Annotated in this window: 18 protein-coding genes and 1 riboswitch; of the genes, 10 read left to right on the top strand and 8 right to left on the bottom strand. The window is 44.0% G+C overall.

Annotated elements, in window-relative coordinates:
- Positions 1-405 precede the first annotated feature (405 nt).
- Positions 406-930 carry a DUF3087 family protein gene (locus tag AB4517_RS14420; protein WP_372136288.1) on the bottom strand — a complete coding sequence of 175 codons (525 nt, stop codon included), beginning with the start codon at positions 928-930 and terminating at the stop codon, positions 406-408.
- 256 nt (positions 931-1,186) lie between these two features.
- On the opposite strand from AB4517_RS14420, the gene trmY reads away from it, so the two are divergent.
- On the top strand, positions 1,187-1,786 hold the full coding sequence (trmY, locus tag AB4517_RS14425) for a tRNA (pseudouridine(54)-N(1))-methyltransferase TrmY (protein ID WP_017061702.1): 600 nt from the start codon (positions 1,187-1,189) through the stop codon (positions 1,784-1,786).
- A gap of 101 nt (positions 1,787-1,887) precedes the next feature.
- On the opposite strand, the gene AB4517_RS14430 is transcribed toward trmY, so the two are convergent.
- Positions 1,888-2,988: a permease gene (locus AB4517_RS14430; protein WP_017070391.1), complete on the bottom strand. Its 1,101-nt coding sequence runs from the start codon at positions 2,986-2,988 to the stop codon at positions 1,888-1,890.
- A gap of 233 nt (positions 2,989-3,221) precedes the next feature.
- Between AB4517_RS14430 and AB4517_RS14435 the strand changes: the two genes are divergently transcribed.
- Both AB4517_RS14435 and sigZ read left to right on the top strand, forming a co-directional pair.
- Positions 3,222-3,518 carry a helix-turn-helix transcriptional regulator gene (locus tag AB4517_RS14435; protein ID WP_004733042.1) on the top strand — a complete coding sequence of 99 codons (297 nt, stop codon included), beginning with the start codon at positions 3,222-3,224 and terminating at the stop codon, positions 3,516-3,518.
- A complete protein-coding gene (gene sigZ / locus AB4517_RS14440; RefSeq protein ID WP_229648219.1) occupies positions 3,502-4,086 on the top strand; it encodes an RNA polymerase sigma factor SigZ in 585 nt (194 codons plus the stop codon). Before AB4517_RS14435 ends, sigZ begins: the two co-directional genes overlap by 17 nt.
- Positions 4,087-4,206: 120 nt before the next feature.
- On the opposite strand, the gene AB4517_RS14445 is transcribed toward sigZ, so the two are convergent.
- Together AB4517_RS14445 and AB4517_RS14450 are read right to left on the bottom strand one after the other, a co-directional pair.
- Positions 4,207-4,821 (bottom strand): YitT family protein, encoded by a 615-nt coding sequence (locus AB4517_RS14445; RefSeq protein WP_017065874.1) that lies wholly within the window; start codon positions 4,819-4,821, stop codon positions 4,207-4,209.
- Positions 4,822-5,281: 460 nt separating this feature from the next.
- Positions 5,282-5,431: a hypothetical protein gene (locus AB4517_RS14450; RefSeq protein ID WP_017061698.1), complete on the bottom strand. Its 150-nt coding sequence runs from the start codon at positions 5,429-5,431 to the stop codon at positions 5,282-5,284.
- A gap of 29 nt (positions 5,432-5,460) precedes the next feature.
- Here AB4517_RS14450 and AB4517_RS14455 point away from each other — a divergent pair, with 29 nt between their 5' ends.
- The 3 genes from AB4517_RS14455 (at position 5,461) to AB4517_RS14465 (ending at position 8,060) form a co-directional block, all read left to right on the top strand.
- On the top strand, positions 5,461-6,672 hold the full coding sequence (locus tag AB4517_RS14455; RefSeq protein ID WP_017061697.1) for an MFS transporter: 1,212 nt from the start codon (positions 5,461-5,463) through the stop codon (positions 6,670-6,672).
- Between the two features lie 221 nt (positions 6,673-6,893).
- Positions 6,894-7,619 carry a sulfite exporter TauE/SafE family protein gene (locus AB4517_RS14460; RefSeq protein ID WP_170963358.1) on the top strand — a complete coding sequence of 242 codons (726 nt, stop codon included), beginning with the start codon at positions 6,894-6,896 and terminating at the stop codon, positions 7,617-7,619.
- A gap of 78 nt (positions 7,620-7,697) precedes the next feature.
- On the top strand, positions 7,698-8,060 hold the full coding sequence (locus tag AB4517_RS14465; protein ID WP_017061695.1) for an MmcQ/YjbR family DNA-binding protein: 363 nt from the start codon (positions 7,698-7,700) through the stop codon (positions 8,058-8,060).
- A gap of 53 nt (positions 8,061-8,113) precedes the next feature.
- Here the strand turns inward: AB4517_RS14465 and AB4517_RS14470 are convergent, their stop codons facing one another.
- Positions 8,114-8,860 (bottom strand): phosphatase PAP2 family protein, encoded by a 747-nt coding sequence (locus tag AB4517_RS14470; RefSeq protein WP_372148513.1) that lies wholly within the window; start codon positions 8,858-8,860, stop codon positions 8,114-8,116.
- A 372-nt stretch (positions 8,861-9,232) separates the two neighbouring features.
- A riboswitch (FMN riboswitch) is annotated at positions 9,233-9,383 on the top strand.
- Between the two features lie 179 nt (positions 9,384-9,562).
- On the opposite strand from AB4517_RS14470, the gene ribB reads away from it, so the two are divergent.
- Together ribB and AB4517_RS14480 are read left to right on the top strand one after the other, a co-directional pair.
- Complete coding sequence (gene ribB / locus AB4517_RS14475; RefSeq protein WP_017054827.1) at positions 9,563-10,219, top strand: 3,4-dihydroxy-2-butanone-4-phosphate synthase; 657 nt, start codon at positions 9,563-9,565, stop codon at positions 10,217-10,219.
- Positions 10,220-10,557: 338 nt separating this feature from the next.
- Positions 10,558-11,406, top strand: a complete 849-nt coding sequence (locus AB4517_RS14480; RefSeq protein WP_017065871.1) for a hypothetical protein — start codon at positions 10,558-10,560, stop codon at positions 11,404-11,406.
- A 106-nt stretch (positions 11,407-11,512) separates the two neighbouring features.
- Here AB4517_RS14480 and AB4517_RS14485 read toward each other — a convergent pair whose 3' ends face one another.
- Positions 11,513-12,433 (bottom strand): LysR family transcriptional regulator, encoded by a 921-nt coding sequence (locus AB4517_RS14485; protein ID WP_372148514.1) that lies wholly within the window; start codon positions 12,431-12,433, stop codon positions 11,513-11,515.
- 154 nt (positions 12,434-12,587) lie between these two features.
- Here AB4517_RS14485 and AB4517_RS14490 point away from each other — a divergent pair, with 154 nt between their 5' ends.
- Positions 12,588-13,226, top strand: a complete 639-nt coding sequence (locus tag AB4517_RS14490; RefSeq protein WP_017067752.1) for an NAD(P)-dependent oxidoreductase — start codon at positions 12,588-12,590, stop codon at positions 13,224-13,226.
- A 77-nt stretch (positions 13,227-13,303) separates the two neighbouring features.
- On the opposite strand, the gene AB4517_RS14495 is transcribed toward AB4517_RS14490, so the two are convergent.
- Together AB4517_RS14495 and AB4517_RS14500 are read right to left on the bottom strand one after the other, a co-directional pair.
- On the bottom strand, positions 13,304-13,957 hold the full coding sequence (locus AB4517_RS14495) for a cupin domain-containing protein (protein ID WP_081228932.1): 654 nt from the start codon (positions 13,955-13,957) through the stop codon (positions 13,304-13,306).
- 135 nt (positions 13,958-14,092) lie between these two features.
- Positions 14,093-14,860: an SDR family NAD(P)-dependent oxidoreductase gene (locus AB4517_RS14500; RefSeq protein WP_065584096.1), complete on the bottom strand. Its 768-nt coding sequence runs from the start codon at positions 14,858-14,860 to the stop codon at positions 14,093-14,095.
- A 105-nt stretch (positions 14,861-14,965) separates the two neighbouring features.
- On the opposite strand from AB4517_RS14500, the gene AB4517_RS14505 reads away from it, so the two are divergent.
- Positions 14,966-15,304, top strand: coding sequence for a helix-turn-helix domain-containing protein (locus AB4517_RS14505; protein WP_004741127.1), 339 nt, complete (start codon positions 14,966-14,968; stop codon positions 15,302-15,304).
- Positions 15,305-15,323 lie beyond the last annotated feature (19 nt).

The raw sequence follows: 15,323 nt of genomic DNA on the forward strand, positions 1-15,323 counted from the left end.
CGTATTGGTCACTCAGTTCATTGAAATCAATGTGATTCCTAAGAATCAATTTTTGATATTCATCAACGAGTGCCCACACAGATTGATAGGTTTAAATTGTTAAAGAGCTTTGCTTATCGAAACTTTCTTTTTACAAAGAAACCCTTGAAAGCGGACGTGAATTCTAGCGATTTAATCTTAAGTGTCAAACACTTTTAAAATTAATTTGTTTCGAACTTTCCGTCTTACTGATTACCGCTGAAGCCTTGTGGCGTCTGCCGTGTCAGTGAGGCGGCATTATAGAGATCATCGTAAACATGGCAACCCCTTTTTTGATAAAAATTCAAAAAAGTTGCTTAAGTGTCTATTTTTACGTCAAAAAGCGTCTTTCACAGGTCAAAGCTCATACAATTACAGGCTTATCACTTAAAATTTTGCGACTAAATCTTTCGAAAATACCTCTATATCTAGCTCAATGCTCCATTTCTCACTCACTTCTAGGATGTTATCTAGCGATTGCTGAACTGTTTTTATCGTCAATGTGTTGTTGTCTAGGTCGTATACCTGTTTTTGCGTGGTGTAATAGAAATAAAGGATGGTCAGCGCGTCTCGGTCGCCTTGCTCAGCTTTGGGTTGAATACGCTTGAGCTTACGATAGATTTGATTATGGATTTGTTTAAGGTTCCATACATAAAGCGCTTCTTTGAAGTAATCATGCCCTTTCACACGGCTCGCGATAAATGCATTCAATGCGACTGATAAGATCACACCTAATACGTTCAAGTGGACATTACCTGTCGATTCGCCTGCGATTGATTGCCCTGAACCGAATAGCTCGATCAGTATGGTTCCGAATACAATGGCGAACACTGCGAGTGACCCAACCAACGAAACCAACAGCAGGTTCATCTTCTTTCTATATTCTTCTTTATTGATCTTCTGTAACTTCATCGACTACTTCCTTATGTAAGTCACCTAATAATTTGCGCATACTATCTACGTAAACATTGGGTCGCTTCAACCCTTACCATCTTGTAATGTGGTCATTCTCTATTTAATACGCAGAGTTCTTCTGGTTGGCGCTATACGCAACTCTATTTGACTTCATTAATAGAAAAGAGTTACATACCGCCACAATTTTGGTTATTCATCAATTCATGTTGATAAAGCCCGTTTCGCTTTATCACATACTGACAAGGTACATTCCATGCGTTCATTTGTATTACGCGCTCGCGCAGCCCCTACAGAGAGCAAACTTATCTTAGAAGGTGTTGGGCAAGATGCTCATACTGAGATTCTGGCTCATACTCTGATGAACACGATCTTCGTTGCTCAATCTCACCGTGAGAATGTCACCGTACACCTTGTATTAGAAAGTACTAAAGACTTTTCACGTACGATCACTTTCGATTCAAATGAGATCACCAACATTGGTGGCTTTCATGAATCGGCATTGTTATCAGCGGTAGTAAGAGCGGTTGATGCTTCTCAAGGTATGACCAAAGAGCAGACTCGTCAGGTTGAACCGGGAATCGTCGTTCGCACTATGAGCTTTGAAAAACTAGTCAAAGAACTGGCTGAAGACCACCAGCTGTACATGATGGATAAAAAAGGCGACTTTATCCGTGATGCAGAGATTGCGGAAAACCCATGTTTCCTTCTGACTGACCACATCCCAATGCCGAAGAAAAGCTACAACAGCTTAAAGCGCTTAGGAACAGAAAAGATCAGCTTAGGCCCGAACATGCTGTTTGCTTCTCAGTGCGTTGTATTGATCAATAATGAGCTGGATATTCGCGGTTTCTAGCCTCCGGACTGATAAGCTAAACAAAAAGAGCTCAACAAGGTGAGCTCTTTTTTATTAGCTATATTTTCGTATCGATGGTGTTATCTCGAAATCAGACCTGATTAACCAAAGATGAAGCTGTATAGGAAGCCTGCACCCATCGCCATGCTTAGGATAACGAATAGGAATGCTGCAATCATTTGGTTCTTGAAGATTGATTTAAGCAGGATAACTTCCGTCAAACTTGCACCTGCACTACCAATGATCAATGCCATAACTGAACCCAGCGCCATGCCTTTCTGTACTAGAGCTGCACTTAGTGGGATTACCGCTTCAGCACGAATATACAGTGGAATACCAATCACGGCTGCTACTGGAATCGCATACCACATACCTTCACCAGCGTACTGTGCAATAAGGTCTGTAGGAATGAAGCCGTAGATGAATGAACCAATCGCGATACCCATCATTAGGTAAGGGAAAACTTGTTTAAAATCTTTCCAAGTTGAGAACCAAATTCTCATCCAACGGCTAGGTTCTTTCTTCTCTACGATTTCAGCTGTTGCGCTTCCATCCGCTGAACAGCATGAAACCGTTACTTGTGGCTCTTCTTTTTTAGAATCGCAGCAAGATGTCTCTTTCGCCATTACGGGTGCGGGTTCGCCACATGCACTTGTACCACATGAAGATTCTGCTTTAACCGGTGCTGCTTTCTTAGGAGCAGAGTCACCACAGCTAGTGCCACAGCTTGAAGCTGAACCTGTTGATTCATACGCTTCAGGTTTTACGTAACGCTCAAAGCCAAGCTTCTCAAGTGCGTAACCAGCCACTACAGACACCGTCATTGCTACAAGGAAGTAGAACACAGCAACTTGCCAACCGAAGGTAATCACAAACAAACCAATGATCACTGGGTTCAATAGTGGGCTACCAAATAGGAACACCATCATTGGACCGAAACCCGCTCTTGCACGCAGCAATCCTTTTAAGAAAGGAATGGTCGAACATGAACAGAAAGGTGTAATTGCACCCAGTAGTGCTGCTACTACATAACCCTTACCATTACGTGAGCTCAGGATAGATTGAATCTTTTCTGGTGTAAGGAACTCTTGAAGAATCCCAACAATGTAGCTGATCGCTAAGAAAAGGATAATTAGCTCTACTGCTAAGAAAGCGAACATATCAAGTGCGTCTTTCAGCATTGTTAACATTTCATTGCTCATAATTAACTCCAAACTGGATTGAAGGTCGGGCTCTATGAGAAAAGTAACCAACCCTTAATTTCGAATATTCTCGAATTATGAAAATAAACAGCTCCAGAACAAGCATTATTTCGATAAAAATCGAAATGATTTTCGAAAACACAGTTTTTCAATAACTTACACAGACACCGTTTTTAAATTTGAATTCGACATACATTTCGACTAACATCGAAATTAAATCTTGAGGAGTTAATATGAACTTAGAAGTCGTTGCGAAAGCACTGAAAGAGTTGGGGCACCCTATTCGCCTAACCATTTATAAGAGTGTCGTTAAAGCTGGCTACCAAGGCATTGCAGTTGGCGGCCTACAAGAAGAGCTAGGCATTCCCGGTTCTACCTTGTCTCACCACATATCAAGCTTGGCGTCTGCGGGCCTAATCAGCCAAAGACGAGAAGGAAGAACTCTATTCTGCGTGGCGGAGTATGAGTGCCTAGAAGGTGTGATTGATTTCTTACAAGACGAATGTTGCGTAAATGAACAGTGCAACTAATGCACCTTTGAAGATCGAACAAGTCTGGGCCGAGTATCAGCAAGCATTAAAGTCATTCCTGCATTCAAAGGTCAACAACTCTGCGGATGTAGACGACTTGCTCCAAGATATCTTGATTAAGACCTATCAGAACTTAGATAAGGTACAAGATGCTAGCAGTGTTAAGGCTTGGCTGTTCCAGTTAGCCAACAACACCATTATCGACTTCTACCGTAAGCATGCACGCCAACAACGTGATAGCCAAATTGATGCTGAAGATCTGTGGTTTACCGATTTAGACCACGACTCTGAATTTAAGCAGAAACTTTCATTGTGTATTGAACCTTTTATTCAGGCATTGCCAGAACAAAGTTCATCGCTACTGCTTGCGGTCGACATCAAAGGCCAAAGCCAAAAAGAGATCGCAGAAGCGCAGAACGTCAGCTATTCAACGGTTAAATCCCGCGTGCAAAAAAGCCGTGCTGATCTTAAGAACCTGTTTGAAGAGTGTTGTAACTTGTCCCTTGATCAACAAGGCAATGTGATTGATTGCGAGCTTAAGCCGAACGCCAGCTGCGGCAAGTGTTAATCGTTACATCGAATCCGTTATTTCAATAGAACAAAGCCAGCAATTAATGCTGGCTTTGTTGTTTTCATAATCTGCAAATCACTCTTTACTTAAGCAAATCTAGAGCTTGAGCGAACCGAACTATGCTGCTTCCGCTTTTACCACAGGTTGATAGCGCCCCGGTTTATGATTCATTGCTAGAATCAAGTTGGTGACTATCGCACCAAGCACAGACAGAAGAACCAATGACACATCAACAATGAACAGAGAAAGCACAACAATCGTGCAGTCTAATGCCATCTGAACCTTACCTGCTCGAATTCCAAAACGTTCTTGTAAGAACAACGCCAGAATGTTGAAGCCACCTAAGCTCATCTTGTGACGGAAAATCACCAGCATGCCGGTACCAATCAAGCCACCACCAAGTAAAGCTGCATACAATGCATGAATTTCGGCAATTTGAATCACGTGATACAAGTGATCCACGGCGAACGAAACAATCGAAACCGCGATAAACGTATTGATTGTGAAGCGCCAGCCCATACGAGCAACCGACAAAATATAGAAAGGTAAGTTAAGTGCGAAGAATACTTGGCCAAAGCTCAAATCTGTTACTTTGGTAATGAAGATCGCTAGACCAGCCGTGCCCCCGGTGAGCAAACCGACTTGGTTGAAAAAGATAACGCCGAGTGAAACCAATGCGCTACCTAAGATCAGTGCCAGTAAGTTTTCGCGAAGATTATGATCTTTATCCATGTGAATGACTCTCCCTGAATCTTTTAACATCGCGTTTCAGTAGTCTTGAAACGATTTATGCCCAAATTTACGATGTTTGACAGATAAGTCGAGTGAACGAGCAATGTTGCTTAGTGATTAGTTTGTATATTAGTTTTTACATCTTTGTGAAACTTTAAATTAAACAGCTAGTTATAAGCCTTAATTTAGACTTTCATTCTTAATTAGATACTTGTTTCTATTAACTAACGAGCTTCAAGTTTTCTTATTTATTGAGCGCGTTTTATACCAATTCCAATCAAGCGACAATCTATGCATAAAACGCATAGACTACATCACAAATGGTCATTTGATACATACCCGACTCATCACTATGATGCGCGACTTCTTACAACATTGAGCGCATGTCAACACCGTATGTTTTCACAATCTCTTTTTGCCCAACTTGCCAGAATGACGTTATTCCTCGTCATTAGTTTGGTTATTGTGCATCACAGTCAGCCATTGATTGATCTCTTGGCTCAGCATGCCGTAAGCAGTGGTTGCCACCAGCAGTCAGGGCATGATCATTCTGGGCACGAACATCACCATGAGATGACTGACCAACACATGTCAGCGCAAGACCACTCACATCACCACCATTAATTTAAGAGTATTAGAATGAGCATTTTCCGTTTTCCTTTACTGGTATGGCTAGGGATAGGCACACTTATTATCAGTCTAGGGATCAGACAATCATTCGGCATTTTCATGATGCCAATTTCAGAGCATTTCGGCACGGGTCGAGAGTTTTTCAGCTTCTCTATTGCTCTACAAAACTTATTGTTCGGTGTGTTCCAACCTTTTGTTGGTATGGCCGCTGACAAATGGGGAGCAAGACGCATCATTATTGCTGGCGCATGTGCTTACGGTTTGGGTTTACTTCTTACCTCAATTTCTACCGAATCGAGCATGCTTTACGTTTCGTTAGGCGCACTGGTTGGTCTTGGCTTGAGTGCGACAAGTTACGTGATCGTGCTTGGCGCAGTAGCGAAAGTTGTACCAGCAGAGCACGCGGCTAAGGCGTTTGGCTTAACCACGGCTGCAGGTTCATTTGGTATGTTCGCGGTAATTCCGGGCGCACAATACATGCTGAATGAATTTGACTGGCAGAGTGCGATGCAAGTGTTTGGCGTACTGTGTTGTTTGATGATCTCTTTTGCGCTGTTCATGCGAGCGCCTAAAGCAGCCTCAAACAAACAAGCGCAAGCTGAAGAAAACCAAACACTCAAAGAAGCGTTGTCTGAAGCGTTTGCTCACAAAGGTTACTGGTTGATTCACGCGGGCTTCTTCGTGTGCGGTTTCCACGTAATGTTTATCGCAACGCACTTACCGAGCTATTTAGCAGATAAAGACCTACCCGCGAGCAGCGCTGCGATGGCACTGGCTTACGTTGGCATCTTCAACATCTTCGGGTCTTACTTCTGGGGTGTAATGGGCGACAAGTTCAGCAAACGCCACGTTATGTCTGCACTGTACTTAGTGCGTACTGTGGTTATCGGTGCGTTTGTGACTCTGCCTGTGACTGAATCAACCGCGGCTATCTTCGGTGCGGCCATTGGATTCTGTTGGTTGGGTACAGTTCCGCTAACGTCTGGCTTAGTTCGTCAGATCTTCGGTGCCCGTTACCTATCAACGTTGTACGGCTTGGTATTCTTTACTCACCAAGTGGGTAGCTTCTTAGGCGCTTGGGTGGGTGGTCGTATTTACGATTACTACGGTTCTTACGAGCCAATCTGGTGGTCAACGGTGGTGCTGGCATTTGCAGCAGCACTTATCCATTTACCAATCAATGACAAGCCCATTGAGCGACTGAAATTGGCAATGGCTTAACGTTTTATGCTGACTCCCCCACTAGCGTAAACAAGTCGTTCCAATAAAGCGAGTGAGTATTGAAAGGAAGCATCCTGAGATACTCACTCGCTTTTTTGTTGGTCGTTATAGTAGAAATTATAACTAGCGAAACTGGCATAAAGCTCACTGAATAATAAGACTATTATTTTAGTTTTCATTTATAGTATCCACCCGCTCCTTTAAAACTAATCCGCAGGCTTATGGAATACATGGATCAGACTGTCCTTATCGCAATGGCACTTATTTTTGTCGGCTCATTTGTGCAAACCGCAATCGGCTTTGGTTTGGCCATTGTTGCAGCTCCACTGCTGTTTTTGGTCTCTCCTGATTATGTACCTGCACCTATCTGTTTAATCGGTCTGTTTATCTCGTTATTCAACGCTTTTAAACATCGAGCAAATATCTCTATTGGCGGATTAAAAATCGCATTGCTGGGCCGTATTCCTGGGTCACTGGCAGGTGGTGCTTTGTTGGTGATGGTTTCAACGAGCGTGTTATCACTATGGTTGGGCTTATTGGTAGTATTTGCCGTGATTGTTAGCCTACTGCCCTTTAGACTCGAACCAACCCCAACTAAGATGGGTATTGCGGGGTTCTTCTCTGGGTTCTTTGGCACCAGTTCTGGTATTGGTGGTCCACCGATGGCACTGCTACTCCAACACCAAGATGCCAATCAGCTTCGTGGTAACCTTTCTGCGTTTTTCGTGTTTAGTTCGATCATTTCGTTGGTTGTACAGATCCCAATTGGCTTCTTCACGCTACACCACTTGATCATCACTATACCTTTGCTGCCTGCTGCTTGGTTGGGTTACAAAGTGGCGTTAATGACGACACAAAGCATCCCTAAAGAGAAGATACGCATTGGTTCATTACTGCTATGTTCTCTCAGTGGCTTTACGGCAATCTGGCAGGGTTTAGCTGGCTAGTTATTGGCGATAAAGACAAGAAGAAGAAAGACATCTTAGAAAACCAACACAAACACCCAGTAGATAAAAGGACGCTCTATGACTTACGACGAATTCAACGCATTCTGCGAGTCACTGCCTGCAACCAGTTATGTGATGCAGTGGAATAACTCGCACGTTTGGAAAGTGGGTGGCAAGGTGTTTGCGATTGGTGGTTGGGGACCGAAAGATGAGCCTGCGTTTATCTTCAAGGCGTCCGATCAGAATTTCGACTTTCTCAAAGAAGAGCCGGGCTATAAACCCGCACCCTACTTTGCTTCACGCGGTATGAAATGGATTCAGCTGTTTGAAAGCACGCCACAAAGGGATGAGGAGCTGAGATACTATCTCATTGAGTCACACCGAATTGTGTCCTTAGGTCTAACCAAAAAGAAGCAAGCAGAGCTAGGGCTCAATCAGTAGCGTTTATTACGTACTGCTAATCTGAGCCCTTCTTTGGCAGTGAGGACGGATCCCTAAGAAGTCTGTTTCAAAAATGCAGGTAAATAGCGTTCTATTTTTTGCTCTGAGATAAGCGGCACCAATAAATAGATCAAACCCGCAAAGGCAATAGATCCGGCTAAGTCTTCTGGTCGATGCATGCCAAGCCAAACACGGCTATAGGCGACACCACCAGCCCAAACCAGTAAACCGCCGACTAGATAAAAGCGTTTCGCCTCTAGGAGAAGACCACCAAAGAACGCCAAACACACACCGACGAAAATCATATGTCCAGATGGGAAAGAGTAGTCAGTTTCACCCAACCAGTGACGCGTTCGCCACTCGCTCACCTTATCTTGTACAGACTCAATCGCAGCATTCTTTTCAACCAATGGTAATTCGTAAAACACTTCCGGCATATCAACCACTTCCTGCGTCACCAAATACTCAGAATAAGGACGAGGGCTCTCAGTGGAATGCTTTAAGAAGGTTTTCGCTGCAAAGCTAAGCACCAACAACAAGCCGAGCTGCAGACAAAGACTGACTAACTTCGCTTTGGAAAACTTCATCGTGAACAATACTAAAGACAAAATCGCTAGTGTTCCCAAGAACCCTTGATTGCCCGCAGAGTAAGTCACAAACGTTATGAAGGCGCCATAGAAAGGCAAAACAGCACTTCCAAGGTCGAAGTCAGATCCAAAGATCAAAAAAGGCACTAGAGAATACAAGCTTAAAACGAGCAGTAATAAGCCTTTGGATTTGTTAGAGAACAGAGAAGTCATGGCTAAGATCTTTGAGATAAAGTGGTCGGATGCTATCGCAGCTTAGCATCGCCAATATCAATTTTATGTCAAAACGGTCAGTAAGCCGTCATGGTGTAACAATAATCGATTAAAGGGCCTCTTAAGTATTGAGCTGATGAACTGTCACGCCATCACCAATAATCCAGACCATCCACTTGTGTACATATAGACATCAAAACCCACTAACATAGCCTGCGCACCGCTATACACCACACGCTAAGGTCTGCCGATAAAGTGAACACTTACCGGATTATAAGGCCAGAATCTGAAAAACTTTGCTGTCAGTCCTTTAAATCCACTATCGAAAGGATTACCATCTGGTCTGCTTTCAAAGCAAAACAAATTATTAATTTTTATTCTCAGGGCGGGGCGAAATTCCCCACCGGCGGTATGTCCTTAGCAAAATCTAAAGATAAGCCCGCGAGCGCTCGATTCGTCGAGGTCAGCAGATCTGGTGAGATGCCAGAGCCGACGGTTATAGTCCGGATGAGAGAGAATGGAAACACACTCGTTTAAGTTGGAAAGGCGCACCTGTTTATTGGGTTCATGCCTCCAACTCAGACGTGTGCATTTCGTTTTGGATAAAACCATGATGAACCGACTTGTAATGAGTTGGCTTTGTTGTGCTCGTTGAGATCCCTCATACAGCCCTGATTCTGGTGATATTTTAGGAGTTTAACCATGAATCAGTCTTCACTACTTGCCGAATTTGGCGAACCAATCACTCGCGTTGAAAACGCACTGCAAGCTCTACGCGAAGGTCGTGGCGTACTTTTACTTGACGATGAAGATCGTGAGAACGAAGGCGACATCATCTACTCAGTAGAACACCTAACCAATGCTCAAATGGCGCTTATGATCCGCGAATGCAGTGGAATTGTGTGCCTATGTCTAACCGACGAGCAAGCAAACCAACTTGAACTTCCACCTATGGTTGTTGATAACAACAGCGCAAACCAAACTGCGTTCACCGTCACTATCGAAGCAAAAGTTGGCGTAACAACAGGTGTTTCTGCCGCTGACCGTGTAACAACGATCAAGACAGCTGCAAACCCAACAGCTAAGCCTACTGACCTTGCTCGCCCTGGCCACGTATTCCCATTACGTGCTCGTAAAGGTGGCGTACTTGCTCGCCGCGGCCACACAGAAGGTACTGTGGATCTTATGCAAATGGCTGGTCTTCAATCGGCAGGCGTACTATGTGAAGTAACCAACCCAGACGGCACAATGGCAAAAGCGCCAGAGATCGTTGCTTTCGGCAAACTTCACAACATGCCAGTACTGACCATTGAAGATATGGTGATGTACCGCACTGAGTTCGACCTTAAGCTTGCGTAACGTTTAGTGCTAAACGCTTAGCTCTTAAGCTAACGAAACTCAGAAATGAACATTGAAAGGTCTCACTCTTACTGCTTTTTCTAGTTAAAAGTATATAAAGGGTGAGGCCTTCTTCATTTCCTACACTAAAATCTAAGTTCCATCTCATCGCCCACGACTAACCTCTCAAAAAATCCTGCAAAATATGAGAAACATTCACTAGAATGGTGAAGTCATGCACCATCATTGATCATCCATAATTACAGGGAAATCATAAGCAACTGAAATATAACACTTATTTATTTTGGCACGGTGTCTGCACTACCACTAAGTAGGTATACAAATATTAGGAGTTGAATATGTTTGTAGTTATTTCAGTGGGTTTATCCCTATTAGTACTTGCGGCCCTGTTTCATTTCTCAAGGAAGAGACAAACAGCGCTATCACACAGGTTTGAAACCTTAGTTCTGCTTAGAGAATTATTGTTGTTATCACGCAAACATCGCGCGGCAACGCACTATGCTCTAGCTTATAAGTTGTCTAGCGACTCGATTCGCAAAGTGAACGAGATTTACGACAACATACTTGAAGTATCTGAACTGCTTCAGTCCCATGTGTCGTTTGATAGCCGCCCTATGTATCGCATCTATCACCTCAAGCTCATCGCCATGCACAGCGACTGGCAAAACCGTAGCTTGGTGCGTAACCAATCGATTCATGGCAAAACGATACGTCACAGCATGTTCTTAATGGATGAAGTGATGATCATCTGGCTTATTCAGTCTGAGCGAGAAGACATGAGCCGTGAGTATCACATGAATTGGCAACAGATCTTAGACTGCATGGAGATCCTGACCAAGTTACGCATGTGCATACCTGATATGGAGAAGCCTGAGGAGTACGCGAGATTCAAATTCTACGCATCTCAAACACACCGCAAACTTAACCAATTATCGATTATCTGCCCGATCAGCAGTGGGTCACCCATTTGCACGCGTGCGATGCATGCACTCACCGAGATCGCATCAAGCACTGAAGCGACCCAACCAGCAGATAGCATGTACGAATTAACCAGTGATATATCTACTGTGGTATCGCAAGTTTACGACCAAGTATTATCCGACATTACGAGAAGCTTGTATCAGCCTTTACCAGACGTAAACGAAAAGGTAATAAATACCCGATTATCCGTACATCATTACATGTAAAGACTTCGTGAGAGGAGAGCGTGCTGGAACTCTGAATTATTGAGTTCAAATCCGATATCACCATTGATATCGGATTTTTGTATTTATGGGCTTTTAATTTTTGTCGCTATGTATCATTGCCTATGAAGTTTCTAACATCGCCAGATTTGATATCGCTAGACCAAGCTTCTGCGGCAAAATCAATGAACTGACGAACAACCGGCAGCTGATAACTACGAGACAAATACACCGCCCACAGCACACTACTCGGTGAAACAAACTCATCCAATATTCGTATCAATTTGCCATTCGCAATCAGTGGGTTGGCTAAGTCACAAGGTAAACGAACTACCCCTTTCCCGTGCTGTGCGGCGCGAGTTAGCACTCCAACATCATTAGCCTTGATAGTGCCAGACACCTCAACTGAATAGTGTTGATTGTCCTTAACAAAATCCCACTTAGAAACACTCAAATGGCGAAAACAATTGTGCTGTCGAAGCTCGTCGACTGTTTTAGGTTCACCATGTTTGTCTAAATAAGCTTGCGATGCACACACCACCGAATCAATTTCCATTAGCTTACGAGCAATCAAGCTATCGTCAGGTTGGTCGGTATAACGCAGCGCAATATCGATTCTGTCATCCACCAGCTGAGCAAAACGGTCAGAAGCAAAAAGTTCTACCGTGATATTGGGATGAAGCTCTGTGAACTGTTCAACCACATCCAACAACATGTGTTGAGTTAAACCAATCGGAGCAGCAATTCGAATCACACCTGAAAGAGCATCGGTTTGATTCAGTGCGGTCACTTCTAACTCCGCCGTTTCATGGAGTATTTTCTCGCAGCGCTGTAAGGCAACCTCTCCTGCCGCGGTCAAACTCACCTTACGAGTGGTTCTGTGCAACAACCGCTGTTTTAGCCACCCTTCGATCTCTTGAACATGGCGTGAAACCTGTAAACGGCTCATATCCAAATGCTCTGCTGCTTGAGTGAAACTGGCACAATTTGCGACTTCAACAAAGCTACGCATCGCCGTCAATCTATCCATCACACTTTCCCTTATCCACTGAACCAAGCCTATTAGTTAACCATATAGATACAATCTACATCATTTTACGATATTTATTGCAATCTAGTGAGCTATTAGACTGCAATGGCTGTCGAGAAACAGACTCAATAAATTAGATAATTGGAGAAACATTATGAAAATTGCAGTATTAGGCGCATCAGGTTGGATTGGTAGTCACATCGCTCAAGAAGCTCAAGATCGCGGACACGAAGTCGTTGCTGTTGTAAGAGATGCAAGCCGTGTAGAGATTAGCGATGTTGAGGTTCGTTCATTTGATTTACAAGATGAAGCCGCAAGTCTAGCAAACGCACTATCCGGCGTTGATGCAGTCATTACTTCGATTGGCGGACGTGCTCTGGGTAATCACGACATCGTAAAAAACACTGCGACTAAATTGCTGGCAACATTACCGAGCATCGGTATCGATCGCCTACTTTGGGTTGGCGGAGCTGGCTCATTAGAAGTAGCGCCAAACGTACCGCTAGTGACTGTTCCTGACTTCCCTGCGGATTACAAAAACGAAGCGCTAGCACAGGGCGAAGCTCTTGAAGTGTTCAAGCAATCTAATAGCGAAGTTAACTGGACGTTCGTTAGCCCTGCCGCAGAAATATTCCCGGGCGAGAAACTATCGACCTACCGCACTGGTGGCGATCAACTGCTCACCGACGAGGATGGTAACAGCAAAATTTCAGTCAGCGATTACGCTATTGCGATGATTGATGAACTCGAAGCTGGCAAATTCCCACGCCAACGTATTGGTGTTGCGTACTAGTCAGCTCATATATAAAAACTAAAAAAAGCCGCTTGTTCAAAACAATGCGGCTTTCTCATCTTTTACTGAGCATTCCTTTAATCCAATGGCAGATGCCCTGTTTTCACTAGGATAACCGTCTCTTCTTCCACATAAGGGAAATGCTCGCTCATATGAGGGCTACGCATCCAAGTGTGTTTTGGATACACGCCATGTTCATCTTTAAAAGTGCCTGACAACACAAAGATCTCTTCACCACCAAAATGACGGTGTGGCTGAAAGCGCTCACCAACGGGCCATTTCACTAACGCGACATGCTCGTGTTCGAATTCATGCAGTGGCATCACTTGTAAACCACCAATACCCGGAAGCCACTCTGTTTCTAGAGTATTAATGCGAACTTGAGTTAAGTCTCTCGCATCAAACTGGTTGAGCTTCACCAAGATCGTGCAGCCATTTTTGCTTGATGGAGAATGCGCACTGCCCGGGGGATTACGGATATAAGTGCCTGCAGGGAAATCTCCAGTTTCATCTGAGAACACACCATCTAATACAAAGATCTCTTCGCCTTGTGGGTGTGGGTGCTCAGAAAACGAAGAGTCAGGATCGTACTTCACCACGCTGGTCGTGTGGCCCGATTCTTTCTCTTCTCTTTCAAGTGGCTTACGCCAAACCCCTTTAGCAGGGCTTGCGACCCAATCTAATGCCTCGGTTTCTATAACCAGTCTCTTTGAAAAGTCCATGTTGAACATAATGGCGACCTTACTCTTGTTATCGTTTTAATTATTATTGTTGTCTTTCTCGTTTCTATTCTACGCGAATACTGATCAAGGAGGCTATCTCGCTGCTATTTTGCCTGCGCGATAGCCACCTAAAAAGAATCCTGATTAATTACGACCAGCAATCACACCGCCATCAACATCCCAGATTGCACCCGTTACCCAATCTGCACTGTCTGACAGTAGGAAAGAGATGCTATTAGCGATGTCTTTCGGCAAACCTACTCGACCAATAGGATGGAACGCGTTGAAGCCTTCTAGCGCTTGATCCACTTCTTCAGGTTTGATGAAAGATTCGTAAATCGGCGTTTTAACAACAGCAGGAGAAACCGCATTCACGCGAATGTTGTAGTCCGCAAGCTCCATCGCCATGTGCTGTGTTAAAGCGTGCAAGCCAGCTTTTGCCATTGAATACGCAGAGGATGGTGTCGCTCTAATAGCTTGTTTGGCCCACATAGAGCCTACATTTACCACGTTTCCGCCACCGTTTTTGATCATCAACTTGCTGACAGCTTGAGTGATGAAGAAGGTTGCTTTATTGAGCTGCATGTATTGCTCGTAATCAGATTCTTGGTGTTCAATAAACGCTTTAGGGTTGAAGTAACCAGCCGCATTCACAAGGTAACCAATACCTTCTTCGAGCGACTCTAAATGCGTAATAAGACGAGACACACTTGCATCATCATAAAGGTTAGCTTGCCAGCCTGAAGCATGACCGAGCGATTGCAGCTCTGACACCGCTTTATCTAACTTAGTTGGGTTATTGCCGACCACCAACACATGGATGTTTTGAGCGACTAACTGCTTCGCTGTTTCAAAGCCCATGCCGCTTGTGCCACCAATTACGACTGCAATACCATTTTTAGTGAAGTTCATTTTGTTATCTCCTAAGTCATGTGAACGTGGTAATCTTAGGCTTTGAACTAACACTATGAATAGTAAGTACAAATCGGTTAGGTAGGTACTTATTGGTACATCTTTATGAAAAATCAGGAAAACTTTTTTTCAAGAAAATCGGCACCAGAGCGTTCCGCTCGTATGGTCGAAACCATCTACGGCTGTAAATGGTCGCTAACGGTTTACCAATTACTGGCAAATGGCATTAATCGCCCCGGTGAAATGGTGCGCTCGGTCGAAGGGTTATCGACCAAAGTATTGAATGAATGCTTGAAGCGAAATGTTGAGTTTGGGATTTTGGATAAGCAGATGTTCAACGAACTCCCACCAAGAGTTGAATATCAAGTGACGCCCTTTGGTGAGAAGTTCTTACTGATTCTGGATCAACTGGAAAGTCTACAAAACGAAATCGACGAGATGTAAGCCCAAGCAAATCCACTCT

The sequence above is a fragment of the Vibrio sp. 10N.222.52.C3 genome, assembly GCF_041474195.1.
GTDB lineage: Bacteria > Pseudomonadota > Gammaproteobacteria > Enterobacterales > Vibrionaceae > Vibrio > Vibrio crassostreae_C.